Annotated in this window: 14 protein-coding genes; 2 read left to right on the top strand and 12 right to left on the bottom strand. The window is 59.4% G+C overall.

All coding sequences use genetic code 11. From position 1 onward, the window contains the following. The first annotated feature begins 132 nt into the window (after nucleotides 1–132). Nucleotides 133–771: a TerC family protein gene (locus GM608_RS03780; RefSeq protein ID WP_166651618.1), complete on the top strand. Its 639-nt coding sequence runs from the start codon at nucleotides 133–135 to the stop codon at nucleotides 769–771. Next, nucleotides 743–2,710 (top strand): lytic transglycosylase domain-containing protein, encoded by a 1,968-nt coding sequence (locus tag GM608_RS03775; protein WP_333645039.1) that lies wholly within the window; start codon nucleotides 743–745, stop codon nucleotides 2,708–2,710. Before GM608_RS03780 ends, GM608_RS03775 begins: the two co-directional genes overlap by 29 nt. A 73-nt stretch (nucleotides 2,711–2,783) precedes the next feature. On the opposite strand, the gene GM608_RS03770 is transcribed toward GM608_RS03775, so the two are convergent. The 12 genes from GM608_RS03770 to GM608_RS03715 form a co-directional block, all read right to left on the bottom strand. After that, nucleotides 2,784–3,062 (bottom strand): hypothetical protein, encoded by a 279-nt coding sequence (locus GM608_RS03770; RefSeq protein WP_043560331.1) that lies wholly within the window; start codon nucleotides 3,060–3,062, stop codon nucleotides 2,784–2,786. A 163-nt stretch (nucleotides 3,063–3,225) separates the two neighbouring features. After that, nucleotides 3,226–3,675, bottom strand: a complete 450-nt coding sequence (locus tag GM608_RS03765; protein WP_043560335.1) for a type II toxin-antitoxin system RatA family toxin — start codon at nucleotides 3,673–3,675, stop codon at nucleotides 3,226–3,228. Next, nucleotides 3,675–4,655, bottom strand: a complete 981-nt coding sequence (lipA, locus tag GM608_RS03760; RefSeq protein WP_043560338.1) for a lipoyl synthase — start codon at nucleotides 4,653–4,655, stop codon at nucleotides 3,675–3,677. The genes GM608_RS03765 and lipA overlap by 1 nt, the downstream gene beginning before the upstream one ends. 3 nt (nucleotides 4,656–4,658) lie before the next feature. Further along, entirely contained in the window at nucleotides 4,659–6,065 is a 1,407-nt protein-coding gene (gene lpdA, locus GM608_RS03755; RefSeq protein ID WP_081563099.1) for a dihydrolipoyl dehydrogenase, read from the bottom strand. A 2-nt stretch (nucleotides 6,066–6,067) separates the two neighbouring features. After that, nucleotides 6,068–7,315: a pyruvate dehydrogenase complex dihydrolipoamide acetyltransferase gene (locus GM608_RS03750; protein WP_333645038.1), complete on the bottom strand. Its 1,248-nt coding sequence runs from the start codon at nucleotides 7,313–7,315 to the stop codon at nucleotides 6,068–6,070. Nucleotides 7,316–7,320: 5 nt separating this feature from the next. After that, the gene (locus tag GM608_RS03745) at nucleotides 7,321–8,694 is read right to left on the bottom strand and encodes a pyruvate dehydrogenase complex E1 component subunit beta (RefSeq protein ID WP_249085476.1); all 1,374 of its coding nucleotides are present in this window, start codon (nucleotides 8,692–8,694) and stop codon (nucleotides 7,321–7,323) included. Nucleotides 8,695–8,697: 3 nt separating this feature from the next. Then, entirely contained in the window at nucleotides 8,698–9,702 is a 1,005-nt protein-coding gene (gene pdhA, locus GM608_RS03740) for a pyruvate dehydrogenase (acetyl-transferring) E1 component subunit alpha (RefSeq protein WP_043560353.1), read from the bottom strand. Nucleotides 9,703–9,819: 117 nt separating this feature from the next. After that, nucleotides 9,820–10,767, bottom strand: a complete 948-nt coding sequence (gene trpC / locus GM608_RS03735) for an indole-3-glycerol phosphate synthase TrpC (RefSeq protein ID WP_081563098.1) — start codon at nucleotides 10,765–10,767, stop codon at nucleotides 9,820–9,822. A 48-nt stretch (nucleotides 10,768–10,815) separates the two neighbouring features. Beyond that, on the bottom strand, nucleotides 10,816–11,889 hold the full coding sequence (trpD, locus tag GM608_RS03730) for an anthranilate phosphoribosyltransferase (protein ID WP_333645037.1): 1,074 nt from the start codon (nucleotides 11,887–11,889) through the stop codon (nucleotides 10,816–10,818). Further along, the gene (locus GM608_RS03725; RefSeq protein ID WP_043560360.1) at nucleotides 11,889–12,488 is read right to left on the bottom strand and encodes an aminodeoxychorismate/anthranilate synthase component II; all 600 of its coding nucleotides are present in this window, start codon (nucleotides 12,486–12,488) and stop codon (nucleotides 11,889–11,891) included. Before GM608_RS03725 ends, trpD begins: the two co-directional genes overlap by 1 nt. Next, entirely contained in the window at nucleotides 12,485–13,999 is a 1,515-nt protein-coding gene (locus GM608_RS03720) for a chorismate-binding protein (RefSeq protein ID WP_333645036.1), read from the bottom strand. Before GM608_RS03720 ends, GM608_RS03725 begins: the two co-directional genes overlap by 4 nt. Then, nucleotides 13,996–15,963 (bottom strand): peptidyl-prolyl cis-trans isomerase, encoded by a 1,968-nt coding sequence (locus tag GM608_RS03715; RefSeq protein WP_333645035.1) that lies wholly within the window; start codon nucleotides 15,961–15,963, stop codon nucleotides 13,996–13,998. The genes GM608_RS03720 and GM608_RS03715 overlap by 4 nt, the downstream gene beginning before the upstream one ends. Between the last annotated feature and the right edge of the window lie 55 nt (nucleotides 15,964–16,018).

The following is a 16,018-nucleotide window of genomic DNA, read 5'->3' as shown; positions in this document are numbered from 1 at the left end:
ACAGGAAGGGAAGCAGAACCGTCTTTATCAATCTTCTCCGGAGAAATCATTTTACTGCATCAGAAAACATTTCTGGCTATAATGGAGGGCCGACAAAGGCAGGCCGGACACTGCAAATACGATCGTGTGATCATGTCTCTTTTCCATTTCATCGTGATGGTCTGTCTGACCATCCTCCTGAATCTGGCCCTCAGCGGCTATAACGTGATCATCCTCAAGAGGATCATAGACAGCATCAGACCAACCGGAACCGATGAAAATTTCCAGTCCTCCGAGACACAGGCAGAAATACGGCGCTACAGGCGGCAGGCTCTGATCTTCGGCACGGCTCTGGCTGCATTTCTCAGGATCGGGCTGACCCTGATCCTCAGTGATCTCCTCATTTTTTCCTACACGAAACTTGTAGCCAGCGTTCTGCTGTTCTGGACAAGCTGGACACTGTACCGTGCCCTCACGTCCCCCGTCCCGGAAGAGACAAGCAGCCACTCAACCAGCCTGGCCGAGGCCATTCCCAAGATCATCATTGCGGACCTCGCCCTCGGATTAGACAATATTCTCGCCATCGCCTGTGTGTCCATCCATCACCACATCATCCTCATTGTCGGGCTCGTCATTTCCCTCGTGATCATCACGGCCGGCGTCATCCATACGCCCACCCTCCTGTTGCGGATGCGCTGGCTGGGCTGGGTTGGCGTCCTGATCATGCTCGGCCTCAGCCTGCACCTTCTTTACCAAGGCTATCATGATATCCGCTTTCCGAACGTCCATTAAACCGCCAGGCAGACCGGGGCGGACAATCCTCCGATGCGTTCTGGCCCTCGCCTGTTCTGCTCCGGCCGTGACAGCATGGGGCGACACTTCCAGATCACTGGAAGCAGAGCTCGGCCTTTCCCCTTCTGTTCCATCCGCATCGTCCCCATCCCGGCTGGATGAATGGAAAGCGCTGACGGCCCCGGGAGGCACGGCCTACCCAGCCCAGCGTTATGCGGCTTTTCTCCGCCAGCAACCCGCCTGGCCGTTGCAGAAACGCATCGAAAGCCGGTATGAACGGGCCATGCTGATGGAAACGTCGGCGCAGGCACGTCAGGCCCTGTGTCCTGCCTTCCCCATCATGCGCAGTGATCTTCTCGCCGCCTGTGCCTCCTTTCTGCCGGACCTCCCAACCCAGGCACGTCGGCTCTGGCGGGAAACAGACATGGGTCCGGCAGAACAGGGGCTTTTCCTTACCCGTTTTTCAGCCCATCTGACAGCCGATGATGAACTGAAACGCTACGAGCGGCTGGAACGCAACGGCCCGGTCACCCTTGCCAGGGAGCAGCTTCAACGAACACCTCCTGCTCTGCGTCCTGTCCTCACAGCACGGCTGGCCAACCGTTTTGCCACGGCTGACGCCGATGCTGCCTTCCAGAATACGGATGCCTCCAGCGATGCCATGCTGGTTTATTATCGACTGAAATATCTGCGCCTTCACGACCGGCTGGATGAAGCCATCCAGCTCTGGCAGCAACCGCTTCCCACAACGTCCGTCGGTGCCCTCTCCCCGCCGACGGTCACACAATGGCAGGACGAGCGTACAAATTTTGTCCGGGCCCTGTTACGCTCCGGCAGACATGATGCCGCACTGACGGGTTTTGCCCTGCTGGACACCATACCTGCCTCCAGCCAGACCGAAGACAGCCACATGATGGCCGGATATATCGCCCTCATGCTGCTGCATGACCCCAACCGGGCTGCACCACATTTCAAGGCTCTGGCAGCAGAAACAGACCTGAACCACCGGGCCGCAGGGCTCTACTGGCAGGCCCGAAGTCTGGAAAGCCAGCACCCGGACCAGGCCGGACCACTCTTCAGGAAAGCAGCAACCCTGCCGACCACCTTTTACGGCCAAATGGCTCTGGCACGATTGACGCACACAGCATTTCTCTCGGCCACCAACCGGGACATGCGTTTCCTCGCACTGCTGAAACAGCAACTGGCTGCTCTGCCCCCCATGCCACCAGCAGGAAAGTCGCCACGACCTGATCTGATGGCAGCCGCAACACGGCTGCAACAGGCTGGTGACAACCAGAATGCTACCCTGTTCCTGACCTATCTTCAGGGCAGGACACAGGATGACCGGGCGGGGCAGCCAGCCATAGCACGCCTTTCAACCAGACTTGGCCTGCCCAAGCCTGCCATCCTCGTGGCCCGACAGCTGGCCCGGCAGGGTATCGCCTTCTATCCGGGAGGCTATCCGTCACCCCGTGTCATGGTCCCCACTTCCCTGCCCCCGAGCCTCATGCCAGCCCTGATCCGCCAGGAAAGCAGCATGGATGAATACGCTGTCAGCCCCCGCCATGCACTTGGCCTCACGCAGCTTCTCCTGCCAACAGCCATCCGGACAGCAAAACGCCATGCTCTACCGTATCAGCTGACATCCCCTGCCGACCTGCTGGACCCCAACATCAACACGACGATCGGCAGCCTTTTCATGGAGGACCTTCAGGCCCAGTTCGGTCAGGTTTTGCCCTACGCACTGGCTGCCTACAATGCCGGGCCTGGCCGCTCCAGGCAGTGGCAGGACGAAATAGGCAGCCCCACGTCTCCAACACGTGAAGATGAAGACAGTCTGCTGCGCTGGATTCTCCTCATCCCCTATAAGGAAACACGAGTCTATATCGAGCACATCATCACGGACATGTCCCTTTACGCACTTCTCCTGCCCCATTGATCTTTTAGGGACGAATCATAAAAAAAGCGGTCCCAGACGGGACCGCTTTTCCACTGCCAGAAACAGGCCTGGATCAGTTGGCCGGAGCTGCTTCCGGAGCCGGAGCTGCAGGCTGGGCCGGAGCTGCTTCCGGAGCCGGAGCTGCAGGCTGGGACTTCTGCAGGGAAGATGCGTTCAGATCTTCAGTAGCCTGCGGAGCCTTGCCGTCTTCCTTCTTCTGGCCATGCTTCATGTTGCACTTCTTGCCATGATGATGGTGATGGCGAGCATGATGGGCATCAGCAGCAAAAGCCGGAGCAGCAGCAGCTGTCAGGCCGATCAGAGCGACAGCAGAGAGAGACAGTTTCTTCATAAAATCCTCCTCAATCGTCCTTCCATGTGACGACGGGGGCAGTGTAGGACGAATACTTCTGCAAAACAATCCACACAGCACTAAAAGAAATATTACATAAAAAACAGGTCTGTAAGTCCACCCCATCCAGACCGGGCAACAGATCTTTCGTCTGCTGGTCCTGTCAGCCTGCATTCCCTCCGGGAGGCCCATAGATTGCCCCAGCCCGGGTAATAAAAGCCTTGACCATCAAGCGGACCCCCTCATTGAAGACCATGCCGATGGCATTCCTCAGAAGGCGGGACCGGAACTCAAAATCCACAAAGAAATCGACACGGCAGCCCTGCCCCTCCGGTGTGAAGGTCCAGACATTCTTGAGATGTTTGAAAGGACCACGCTCATACCCCACGACGATACGATGGGGACGCTCCAGCCGCACACGGCTCGTATAGCTTTCCCTGAACGGTCCGAAGCCGATTGTCAGGTCGGCCAGCAGCTCGTCTTCCGTACGTGACCGAACGACCGATCGCACGCACCAGGGCAGAAACTCAGGATACTTGCCAACATCAGCTACCAGATCAAAAAGCTGCTCAGCAGAATAGGGAATCACTCTCTGTTCAGCGTGTGTCGGCATCAGCCCTGACCCTTTTTCAAACGACGTTCCCGGGCCTCACGCAGCTCGGCAAAGTCCCGGTCCGCATGATAGGAGGACCGGGTCAGCGGAGACGAGCTGACCTGAAGGAACCCCTTCGCCCGGGCCATGGCACCGTAATCAGCAAATTCATCAGGCGTGACGAAGGCTTTCACTGCCGCATGTTTGACAGTGGGTTGGAGATACTGACCCAGTGTCAGAAAATCGACATCGGCAATCCGGAAATCATCCATCACCTGCGCCACCTCCATCTTCTCTTCACCCAACCCCAGCATCATGCCGGACTTCGTGAAGATGGACGGATCAAGCTTCTTGGCCTCATCCAGAAGACGGACTGACTGATAATAACGGGCCCCCGGGCGTATCCCCGGATAGAGCCGGGGCACCGTCTCGATATTGTGGTTGAACACATCCGGCCGGGCTTCCACAACCACCTCCAGCGCACCCGGCTTCCGCAGGAAATCGGGTGTCAGGATTTCTATGGTCGTACCGGGCGACGCAGCCCTGATGGCGGCGATCACATCGGCAAAATGCTGCGCCCCGCCATCAGGCAGGTCATCACGGTCCACCGATGTGATGACCACATGCTTCAGCCCCAGCTTGGCCACAGCCTCCGCCACATGGGCAGGTTCATCAGGGTCCAGCCGGTTGGGAAGGCCCGTCGTGACATTGCAGAAGGCACAGGCCCTCGTGCATATCTCACCCATGATCATCATGGTCGCATGGCGCTGGGACCAGCACTCCCCGATATTCGGGCAGGCTGCTTCCTCGCAGACGGTCGCCAGGCCATGCGTGCGCATCAGCTCTCTTGTCTCATCATAGACGGGATTGCTCCCTGGAGCCTTCACCCTGATCCATGAAGGTTTCTTCTGGATGGGGTTGTCCGGCCGGTGAGCCTTCTCAGGATGCCGTATGGCCGCCATACGCTCCCGCTGATGATTGATGACGATACGCTGGACCATGAATCAGATGTGCAGAGCACCCTCATAAGCGGCAAGAACGGCTTCGTGCATCGTCTCCGAGATGGTCGGATGCGGGAAGACCGTTTCCATAAGCTCGGCATCGGTCAGCTCGCCCGTACGGGCAATGACATACCCCTGGATCATCTCCGTAACTTCGGAGCCGATCATATGGGCACCGAGCAGCTCGCCCGTCTCGGCGTCAAAGACCGTCTTGGTCATGCCTTCAGGCTCACCCATGGCCACGGCCTTGCCGTTGGCCAGGAAGGGGAACCGCCCGACACGGACCTTGTAACCCTCTGCCTTGGCCTTCTCCTCGCTCAGCCCCACGGAAGCCACCTGCGGACGGGCATAGATGCAGCCCGGAATGTTGCGGGCATGGAGAGGCTCCGGAGAGCGTCCGCTGATCTTCTCGACGCAGATCACACCTTCATGGCTTGCCTTGTGGGCCAGCCACGGCGGAGCCGCCACGTCACCGATGGCATAGATGCCCGGCTCACCCGTGCGGCAGAACTCGTCCGTCTGGATGTGCGAACGGTCCACCTTGACCTTCGTTCCCTCGAGGCCGAGGTCTTCCACGTTCCCGACGATGCCCACGGCGCAGATCACACGATCCACCGTCAGGTCAACCTTGCCTTTTGCCGTCTCGATCGTGGTGGAGACCTCATTGGCCCCCTTCTTCAGCGGACCAACCTTCGCACCCGTATGGATGGTCATGCCACGCTTCTCGAACGCCTTGTGCGCCTGTGCGCTGATCTCGGCATCCTCGGTCATGAGGATACGGTCAGCCACTTCAGCAATCGTGACCTCACAGCCAAGATCACGATAGAAAGAGGCAAACTCGATGCCAATGGCACCAGAACCGATGACCAGAAGCCGCTTGGGCAGCGTATCTGGCGTCATGGCCTCACGGGCACCCCAGACAAGCTTGCCGTCCGTCTCAAGCCCGGGAAGCTGACGCCCCCGTGCCCCGGTGGCCAGAATGACATGAGGCGCACGGATCTGGGCCGTTTCCTTGCCATCCTTCGTGATGGAGACCTTATGCGCCTCACCAGCACGACCGGCCAGCCTGCCACGGCCATCAAAGGTCGTGACCTTGGCTTTCTTCAGAAGATGGGCCACGCCCTTCCCCATCCGCTCCGCCACGCCACGGGACCGTTTCACGATGGCTGCGAGGTCAAAGGACGGCTGGTTGGCAGAAAGACCGTACTCCTGGAGATGGCCGAGCGTATGATACACCTCGGCGGAGCGCAGCAGGGCCTTGGTGGGGATGCAGCCCCAGTTGAGGCACACGCCACCCATGTGGGTACTCTCCACCAGAGCCACATTCATGCCAAGCTGGCTGGCCCGCAGTGCGGCCACATAGCCCCCCGGGCCACCACCGATCACAACAAGATCAAAAAGGTCGGACATGATCAAAGCACCAGAGAATAAGGGTTCTGAATGAGGTCACGCAGCGTATTGAGCCACTGCGCACCAAGAGCACCATCCACGGCACGATGATCCACCGAGAGCGTGGCCGTCATGACGGTTGCCACGGCCAGCTCACCATCCCGCACCACGGGGCGTTTCTCACCCGAAGCAACCGCAAGGATGGCAGCCTGCGGCGGATTGATGATGGCGGCGAAGTCCTTCACGCCAAACATGCCCATGTTGGAGATGGAGAACGTTCCACCCTGATAGTCCTCAGGCGAGAGCTTGCCGTCACGGGCACGGGTCGCAAGACTGCGGGCCTCCTGACTGATCTCCCTGAGGCTCTTGCGGTCAGCCTGCCGGATGACCGGCGTCACCAGCCCATCCGGCACGGAGACGGCCATGGAAATGTCCACATCCTCGAAATGCAGCATCTCGGTCTCGGTGAACTGGACGTTCAGGCCCGGCAGCTTCTTCAGGGCAAGAGCCACAGCCTTGATCATCATGTCATTGACAGAGATCTTGCAGCCCTCGGCCTCCAGAGCCTTGTTCAGGCGGCTGCGCAGGGACAGCAGGGCATCCAGCTCGATATCGACAGAGACATAGAAATGCGGCACCTGTGTCTTGGATTCCGTCAGGCGGCGGGCAATCACCTTCCGCATCCCGGAATGCTTCACATGCTCCACATGACCAGCTGCCGGAGCGGCCGCAGACGACGCAGCCGGAGCAGGCTTCTGCCCCTTCGCCTTCTCCACGTCACGCCGCAGGATGCGGCCATTGGGGCCTGTCCCTGCCAGACTGGCAATATCAACCCCATGCTCCTTGGCAATGCGACGGGCCAGAGGAGAAATGAAGATACGCTCCCCTTTGCCTTTTTCAGGTGCAGCCGGCTTCTTGTCCGGGTCGAAAGAGGAAATCTCAATCGGGGCGGGAGTCTCGTCCTTTACTCCGGCCTTCTTTTCCAGTTCCGGCTTTGCCCCGGCAGCCGGAGCCTCCGGAACATCTTCCCCCTCATCCACCAGAATGGCGATCGGGGTTTTCACGGCCACATGCTCGGTCCCTTCCGGAATGAGGATCTTCCCAAGAATCCCCTCATCCGCCGCTTCCACTTCCATGGTCGCCTTGTCGGTCTCGATCTCGGCGATCACATCGCCGGACTGGACCATGTCACCCTCTTTTTTAAGCCAGCGGGCGACAGTACCTTCCGTCATGGTCGGAGACAGGGCCGGCATTAAAATATTGATTGCCATCGGTTTCAGTCTCCAAACTGCTTGCGCACAGCCTCAACAATCCATTCCGGCTTGGGCAGGGCCAGCTTCTCCAGATTTGCTGCATAAGGGAGAGGAATATCCAGCCCGCAGACACGGGCCGGAGGGGCATCCAGCCAGTCGAAGGCCTGCTCGACGGCAACCGTGCAGATTTCGGACCCGATGCCCGCAACCGGCCAGCCTTCTTCCACCGACACGATGCGGCTCGTCTTCTTCACGCTCTTGATGATCGTTTCCGTATCGAGCGGACGCAGGGTCCGCAGGTTGATCACCTCGGCCTCGATGCCCTGCTCGGCCAGAAGCTCGGCAGCTTCCAGAGCCACGCCAACCATGATGGAGAAAGCGACCAGCGTCACGTCCTTGCCTTCACGCTCGATCTTGGCCTTGCCGATCGGCAGGATGAAATCCTCATCCACCGGGCATGGGAACTTCTTGCCGTACATGATCTCGTTTTCCAGAACCACGACCGGGTTCGGATCACGGATGGCCGCACGGAGCAGGCCCTTGGCATCTGCCGCAGACCACGGGGCCACGACCTTCAGGCCCGGAATGTGGGCATACCAGCTGCCAAAGCACTGGGAATGCTGCGCCCCGACACGGGCCGCTGCTCCGTTGGGACCACGGAACACGATCGGACAGGACATCTGACCACCGGACATGTAACGTGTCTTGGCGGCAGAGTTGATGATGTGGTCCACAGCCTGAAGGGAGAAGTTCATCGTCATGAATTCGACGATCGGCTTCACACCGGACAGGGCGGCACCAACGGCCATGCCGGTGAAGCCATGCTCCGTGATGGGCATGTCCATGACACGCTTCGCACCGAATTCATCCAGAAGGCCCTGACTGACCTTGTAGGCACCCTGATACTGGGCCACTTCCTCACCGAGCAGGAACACGTCCTCATCACGACGCATCTCGGCAGCCATGGCATCACGCAGAGCCTCACGCACGGTGATCTCGGCCGTCTCCCCCCATTCAGGCTCGACCAGATCGGTCGTGGAGGTGCTGGCCGGAGCCTGTGGTGCGGGCATCTGGGCAGGAACGTTCTTTTCCACCTTGGAAGCAGAGCCAGCCTTGGGACCGAGGTCCAGCCCGTCCGCTGCAGAAGCATCCTCACCTTCCTCCAGCAGGACGGCGATAGGCGTGTTCACCGCCACGTGGTCCGTTCCCTCGGTGACGAGGATACGCCCCAGAACGCCTTCCTCGACGGCTTCCATTTCCATGGTGGCCTTGTCGGTCTCAATCTCGGCGATCACTTCGCCGGGCTTGACCACATCACCTTCTTTCTTGACCCAGCGGGCCAGTGTTCCCTCCTCCATCGTCGGGGAGAGAGCAGGCATGAGAATAGGAGAGGCCATGAGTTATTCCCCCACCAGAACGTCGGTCCAGAGCTCGGATGCATCCGGCTCAGGGCTGGTTTCTGCAAATTCGGCAGCATCCTTCACAGTGGCCTTCACATCCTGTTCCACTGCCTTGAAGAAGGCTTCATCAATCCCGTGCTTGATCATTTCTGCTTTCAGCGTTTCGATCGGGTCACGTGTCCGGCGCATCTCGTCCACCTCGGACCGCTGGCGGTACTTCGCCGGGTCTGACATGGAATGGCCACGATAGCGGTAAGTTTCCATCTCCAGCAGGAACGGCCCCTTGCCGGAGCGGCAATGCTCCATGGCTTCTCTGGCGGCCTGATAAACGGCGGCCACATCCATGCCATCCACCTTACGGGATGGAATTCCCCACGGAGCGGCATTCTTCGAGAGGTCCTTGGAGGCGGAGGAGCGCTCAATGGAAGTCCCCATGCCGTAACGGTTGTTCTCGATCACATAAAGGCAGGGAAGCTTGTGCAGGGCGGCGAGATTGAAGCTCTCATAAACCTGCCCCTGATTGGACGCACCCTCACCGAAATACACGATGGAAACGGCACCATCCTTCTTGTAGGCACTCGTCAGGGCAAGGCCGGTCCCGATGGCCACCTGCGCTCCGACAATACCATGCCCTCCGTAGAACTCCTGTTCCTTTGAAAACATGTGCATGGAGCCACCCTTGCCGTGGGAATACCCCCCTGAACGGCCTGTGAGCTCCGCCATGACGCCACGGGCCGTCATGCCAGCCACCAGCATCTGCCCGTGATCACGATAGGAGGTGATGGAACGGTCGCCCTTCTTCATGGCGAGACCGATACCAGCCACGACAGCTTCCTGACCGATATAAAGATGGCAGAAGCCACCGATCAGCCCCATGCCATACAGCTGGCCGGCCTTTTCCTCGAAGCGACGCACAAGGAGCATTTCCCTGTAGGCACGCTCCATTTCCTCCCGTGATAGCGCCGGGCCATTCTGCCGGTTCGGCGCGTCCGTCATAGAACCCATGACACTCTCCCGCGGTTGACGATTTCAGATAGGGCGGACTTGTAACAACAGTCCCTTCCAAAAGCTAGCTATCCGAGACCCCCTCCAACCATTTTTTATACCGGACCGGTACTCTTTTCAGAAACCGAGCAGCCTGCGGGCTGCAAGCCCCGGATCTTCCTCACGCAACAGTGATTCTCCGACCAGAACGGCACTGCACCCTGCCTCGCCAACCTTGGCCAGATCATCCGGCGTGGCAATGCCACTCTCGGACACGACAAGACGATCCGGCGGAACCTGCGGAGCAAGGTCCAGCGTCGTCTGAATGTCCGTCTTCAATGTCTTGAGGTTCCTGTTGTTGATGCCGATCAGGAAACTGTCATAAGCAAGCGCCCGATTCAGCTCTTCTTCGTTGTGCACCTCAAGCAGCACATCCATGTCCAGACCACGGGCCAGAGCGATCAGCTCAACAGCCTCATCTTCCTTCAGGGCGGCCATGATAAGCAGGATGCAGTCCGCCCCGATGAGGCGGCTCTCATGAACCTGCCATGGCTCAAGGATGAAATCCTTCCGCAGGATCGGAAGGCTGCATGCAGCACGGACGGCCTGAAGGTCTTCCGCACTCCCGTGGAAACAGGACCCTTCCGTCAAAACGGAAATACAGCTTGCCCCAGCATTCTGATAGGACCGGGCGATCTGCGCCGGATCATACTCAGGCCGCAGGATTCCTGCCGATGGAGATGCTTTTTTCACCTCTGCGATGAGTCCCACACGCCTGTCAGCCGTAATATGCTGAAGGGCCTGACCAAACCCACGGGTCGGCATGGAGACTTCCTTTGCCTTGGCAGCAATCTCCTTCAGCGGCATCACCTGCATCCGCTGCTCGACATCAAGGCGGGTCCGGGCACAGATGCGCTCCAGCACATCACCGCCGCTCTCCCCGCTACCTGATGTGGCAGGCTGGGAGACTTCCGACGCTACCGCCTCCTGTGCATCACCATTTGAAGGGACATCAGAAGCCGGAACCTGTCCACCATCCTCTGCAGGGGCAAAAGCAGCCATCGACCGCTGTGGCAAAAAAATCATGATCGTCCTGAATCTTTACCTTGGAACATTACCGAACGGTTCTAGCGTTCAGTCCTGAGCACTTACACCCGTTTGAGCCCGGATTAAAGCCTTCCGGGCCAGCCCTTCATCAAGGGAGCGGGCTGCCTCGGCCACGTTGCGCCTCAGAGCGGGAACAGAGAGACGGCCACTCTCAAGCAGATTCCCCCGCCCGGCAACATGCAGGCCAACAGCTGCATTCAACAGCACCGTATCCCGATAACAGCCTGTTTCTCCTGCAAAAAGAGCCCTCATGCGCTGGGCATTGCAGATGGGGTCTCCCCCCTTCAGGGCGGCAATGCCGTAATGCGGCAGACCGGCCATTTCCGGTGTCAGGTCAAAAGAAATGATCTCCCCATTCTCCCACACATCATTGTGTGTTGGGCCGGCGAGAGTCAGTTCATCAATTCCGCCTTCATCCGTATGACCATGCACAACCCAAGCGGAAACAGCCCCCAACTCACCCAGCACCCGGGCCACTGGCCGGCACCAGACTTCATCAAACACGCCCACCAGCTGCCGCCGGACCCGCGCCGGATTGCAGAGCGGCCCCAGAAGGTTGAAGAGTGTCCTGAAACCAAGCTGTTTGCGAACAGGTGCAGCCACACGCATGGCCGGGTGATGGAACGGCGCTGCCAGAAAAGCGAGATTTTCCTGCCTCAGACGTTTTTCCTGCCGGGCATGGTCCGCATCGGCAGGAATCTCCAGAGCTTCCAGAACATCCGTTGCCCCGGCCCGGGAAGACAGGGCCCGCCCCCCGTGCTTGGCCACGGGCACGCCCAGCCCAGCCAGAACAAAGGCCGTGGCTGTGGAGACATTCAATGTTCCCAGGCCATCGCCCCCTGTGCCGCAGACATCCACCGTGTCATCCGGCACCTTCTGCAAGGCCTGCATACTCCGCCGCACGGCCTGCACAGCACCTGAAAGCTCCTCAACGGTCTCTCCCCGCATCTGAAGGGCTGTCAGGAAAGCGGCAAGTTCAATATCCGAAACGGCTCCCTGCATGATGAGCCTGAAAGCCTGCTCCGCCTCAGAAACATCCAGCTCCTTTCTGGCGGCGACTTTCCTGAGAAAAGACGCAAATGGCTTCTCCTGCCCGCCCATCAGCCAGTTGCACCCTCTTTCTGCGGAAGAACATTGGCCAGTCGCAAAAAGTTGGCCAGAAGGTCACGCCCGGAATTGGAGGCAATGCTTTCAGGGTGGAACTGCACACCATGGATCGGATGCTCCCGGTGACGGACCCCCATGATGACACCATCCTCCGTCCTTGCATTGACGATGAGCGAATCCGGTATGCTGTCCGGGTCCAGCGTCAGGCTGTGATAGCGCACCATATCCACCGGGTCGGGCAGCCCGGCAAAGACCCCGCTGCCATCGTGATGGATGGCATTGATCTTGCCATGCATCGGCACGGCAGACCGGACGACCTTCGCCCCGAAGACCTGCCCAATGGACTGGTGGCCCAGACAGACACCCAGCACGGGGACCTTCCCCGCTGCTTTTTCAATCAGCTCACAGCAGATACCCGCTTCATCGGGAGAACAGGGGCCGGGAGACAGCACAATGGCAGAAGGATTCATCTCCAGCGCCCGGTCTGCGGTCAGCGCATCATTCCGTTTCACCGCACATTCCACACCCAGTGCTCCGAAATGATGCACCAGATTGAAAGTGAAACTGTCATAGTTATCAATCAGCAGGATCATCTGACTCTCTCCTCACATCCAGAGGTCATATCTGCTTTCTCAGATGATGTGCGGGATGAGGAATTACACCCCCCTTCCCCAGAAAACGCCTGCTGCCCATTATGAACAGCCTGACCAATGGCCGCCTCCGCAGCAGTGAAGAGCGCCCGGGCCTTGGCTCTCGTCTCCTGATATTCCGACTCAGGGTCAGATTCCGCCACGACACCGCAACCGGCCTGCACATGCATCTGGCCATCCTTCAGCAGGGCCATGCGCAGACCGATGCAGGTATCCATGTCACCATCCGCTCCGAAATAGCCGACACACCCGGCATAAGGGCCACGCCGGGTGGGCTCCAGCTCGTCAATGATTTCCATGGTGCGTATCTTCGGCGCCCCGGTCAGCGTTCCCGCCGGGAAAGCAGCCGAGAGAGCATCCAGCGCCCCGCACCCCGGCTTCACCCGGCCCGTCACGGTCGATGAAATATGCATGACATGGCTGTAGCGCTCCACCACGAAACGGTCGGGCACCTCCACGGTCCCGAGCTGGGACACACGCCCCACATCGTTCCTGCCCAGGTCGATCAACATGAGATGCTCGGCAAGCTCCTTGCCATCAGCGAGCAGCTCTTTCTCCAGTGCCAGATCATGGGCCCGATCCCGCCCGCGGGGCCGGGTTCCGGCCAGAGGACGGACCGTTACGATACCATCCCGCATCCGCACCAGAATCTCCGGGGACGACCCTACGAGGGTGAATTCACCCAGCTCCATCAAAAACAGGAACGGTGCCGGATTGATGCGCCGCAAACTGCGATACAGGGCCAGTGACGACAGGGGAAACGCTGTCGTGAAACGCTGGCTCGGAACAATCTGGAAGGCATCACCCGCTGCAATATAATCCTGCGCCGTCCTCACCTTCTGGAGGAAAGCCTCATGCGTGATGTTGGAAACAGGCTCCGCCAGCCGGGTTCCCTCTGGCAGGGTCTCTGCCGGGTCAGCAACGGGCTGCCGCAGAGCGGCCACAGCCTTCTCCAGCAGCGCCTCCCCTTCTGCCCTGGCCATGCCATCACGCAACGGGGTGGCCAGAATCAGCTCGTCCCGCACCGTATCGAACACAGCAAACAGCCGGGGACGGATCATCACCCCTTCTGGCAGGTCCAGGTCATTCGGCGGCGGGTTGGGAAGGTCTTCCATCTGCCGGACCATGTCATAGCCCAGCACGCCAAAGACACCCCCAATCATCGGGGGCAACCCCTCCGGCAGGTCCATACGGCTCTCATCAAGCAGAGCCTTCAGCGACACCAATGGAGCCGCCTCTTCCGGCCTTCCATCACGGAATGCCTGACCATCCTTGCAGCGCCAGACCGTATCCGGCAGCAGGGCTATGATGGAATACCGCCCTCTGGCAGCGCCTCCCTCCACACTCTCGAAAAAGAGGCGGTACGGATCATCCACCAGACGGGAAAGACGGAGAAAAACCGAGAGCGGTGTCAGCAGATCGGCTGCTTCTACCCTATGTAATATCCTGCTCACTGCTGGCCCAACCTTCCTGAAATCATGCTCAGCACCCTCTCGTTCACATCACTGAACAGAGCTGCATTGAAATGACGGGGAGGAGCCTCCCGGGTATAGGACATGCCCAGCGTCTCCTGAAGATCATTGCGGTAAGCCCCGGCTATCAGGCTTGCCTGACGCTGCCGGATGGCCTGCATCATGGTCGGTGATTCCGCATACTGCCCTGTCACATTGACAAGCCAGTAGCCATCTCCCTCCTGGAGCATGGCTGTCTGTCCCTGTTTCTGCTCAAGCGCCGCCCTGAGAATGAGGGCGGGCACATCGTTCCGCAGCTGGAGGCGAGAAAAATGCTCATCCTTCTGGAGCATGGCTTCCTCTTTCTGTCCTGCCAGAGCCTGACGCAGCCCCTCTTTTTTCGCCTGCTGATACAGGGCGGTGACCCTCTGCTCAGTGGCGTGTTTCCGGGCATCCGCCAGCCAGGCATCCTTGACGGCCTGCTGCACGGCCTCGTACGGCTCCTGCCTGCCCGGCGTGACACCATCCACCAGCACGGCAAAAGCACTGCCATCCGGTCCGGTCACGACATGCGGCGGCTCATCTTTCTTCTGACTGAAGACCTGCTCTATCAGAGCCTGACGCAGGGCGGCATCACCCGGCAAAGGAGCAGGCTCCCCGCCCGGCAGATTGCCATGGGAATCCAGACTGCCTTCCAGAGGGAAAGCACCAATGTCGGCCGGAACCTTGTCCAGCGTGACAGACCCGGCCACGGCCTCCTCAAAGGCTCTCTGACGGTCCTTCAGCATGGCCGTCGCCCGTTCATTGGCCAGATCCTCACGGAGACTGTCCTTCAGGCTTTCAAAACTGGCATGTCTCGCAGGCTTGACGGACAGCACATGTACCACGCTCCAGCCAGCGGCCGTACGAACAGGTGCGGAAACATGACCCTCCGGCGTGGCAAACGCTGCCTTGCCCAAGGCCTCATCAGGCAGATCGGTCAGACGGGCGTCATTCAACGTGGCAGGAATGGCTTTGGGGTGCTGCTTCTGCAAAGCCGCCCAAGACTGCCCTCCCCGCCATGCTGCCGCCAGACTCTTTGCCGTAGCCTCATCCGTCACGGCCAGCACCTCAATGGAGCGCAGTTCCGGACTGTTATGCCGGGCCGCCTCGGCGGGGTCCTGCATCTTCATCCTGTATGCCGCCTGGAGGTCCTCATCAGAAATCTGGATCGTCTTTGCGACACTGCCTGCCGTCATGATCACGATCCGGGCATGACGGTACTCCGGCTGCCGGAACTGCCAGAGATGGTTCTGATAATAACGCTTCAGCTGCCCATCAGTCGGTTGGGCAGACACCTCTCCCAGAGAGAACGGCAGACGCACCATATCCACCACGGCGCCATGACCGATATAGTTCATCAGCCAATCCAGCTCCTGCGCCGGGGGCTGCACGGTTTTACCGAATGCAAGCAGAGTGGCACTACCATAAAGCATGCGCCGTACTTCCTGCGTCAGATCCTGATGACTCATATTGTTACGCCCGAGCACCGCCTCCATCTTCTGCGGGTCAAAGCGGCCACTGGGATCCTGGAAATCCGGCATGGCAAAAACAACCCCACGAATCGTTTCATCCCCAGGATTGAGGCCATTCCGCCTGCCAGCCAGTTCTCCCTCATGCACCAGAATGAGACTGCGCAGGGCCGTATGGCCGATCTCCTGCCGTCCCTGCGGGGTCTTCAGGAATTCAGCCGAACCACCCGTCTGCTGAAGGACAGAGGCAACCTGATTCTGGATGGCTTTCTGAAACTCGGCAGGGGTGATCTTGTGTGCTCCGACCTGCACCACGGTATCACCGCCCAGACCGGCCATGCCGCCGCCCAGCCCAAAAAAGGTGCCTCCCAGTACAACAAAAGACACGAAAACCATTAAGGCGATCACCCGGCCGAGCCAGGAGTCAACCAGGAAATGACGCAGGGCAGTAATCATCGAAGACGCATATCACTTTACTGATGGCAGAATAGCATTAGCCGGGAAAACCCGC

This window comes from Bombella sp. ESL0380 (genome assembly GCF_009725805.1).
Lineage (GTDB): Bacteria > Pseudomonadota > Alphaproteobacteria > Acetobacterales > Acetobacteraceae > Bombella > Bombella apis.
The sequence above is the reverse complement of the archived record's forward strand: the minus strand, read 5'-3'. Positions and strand labels throughout refer to the sequence as shown.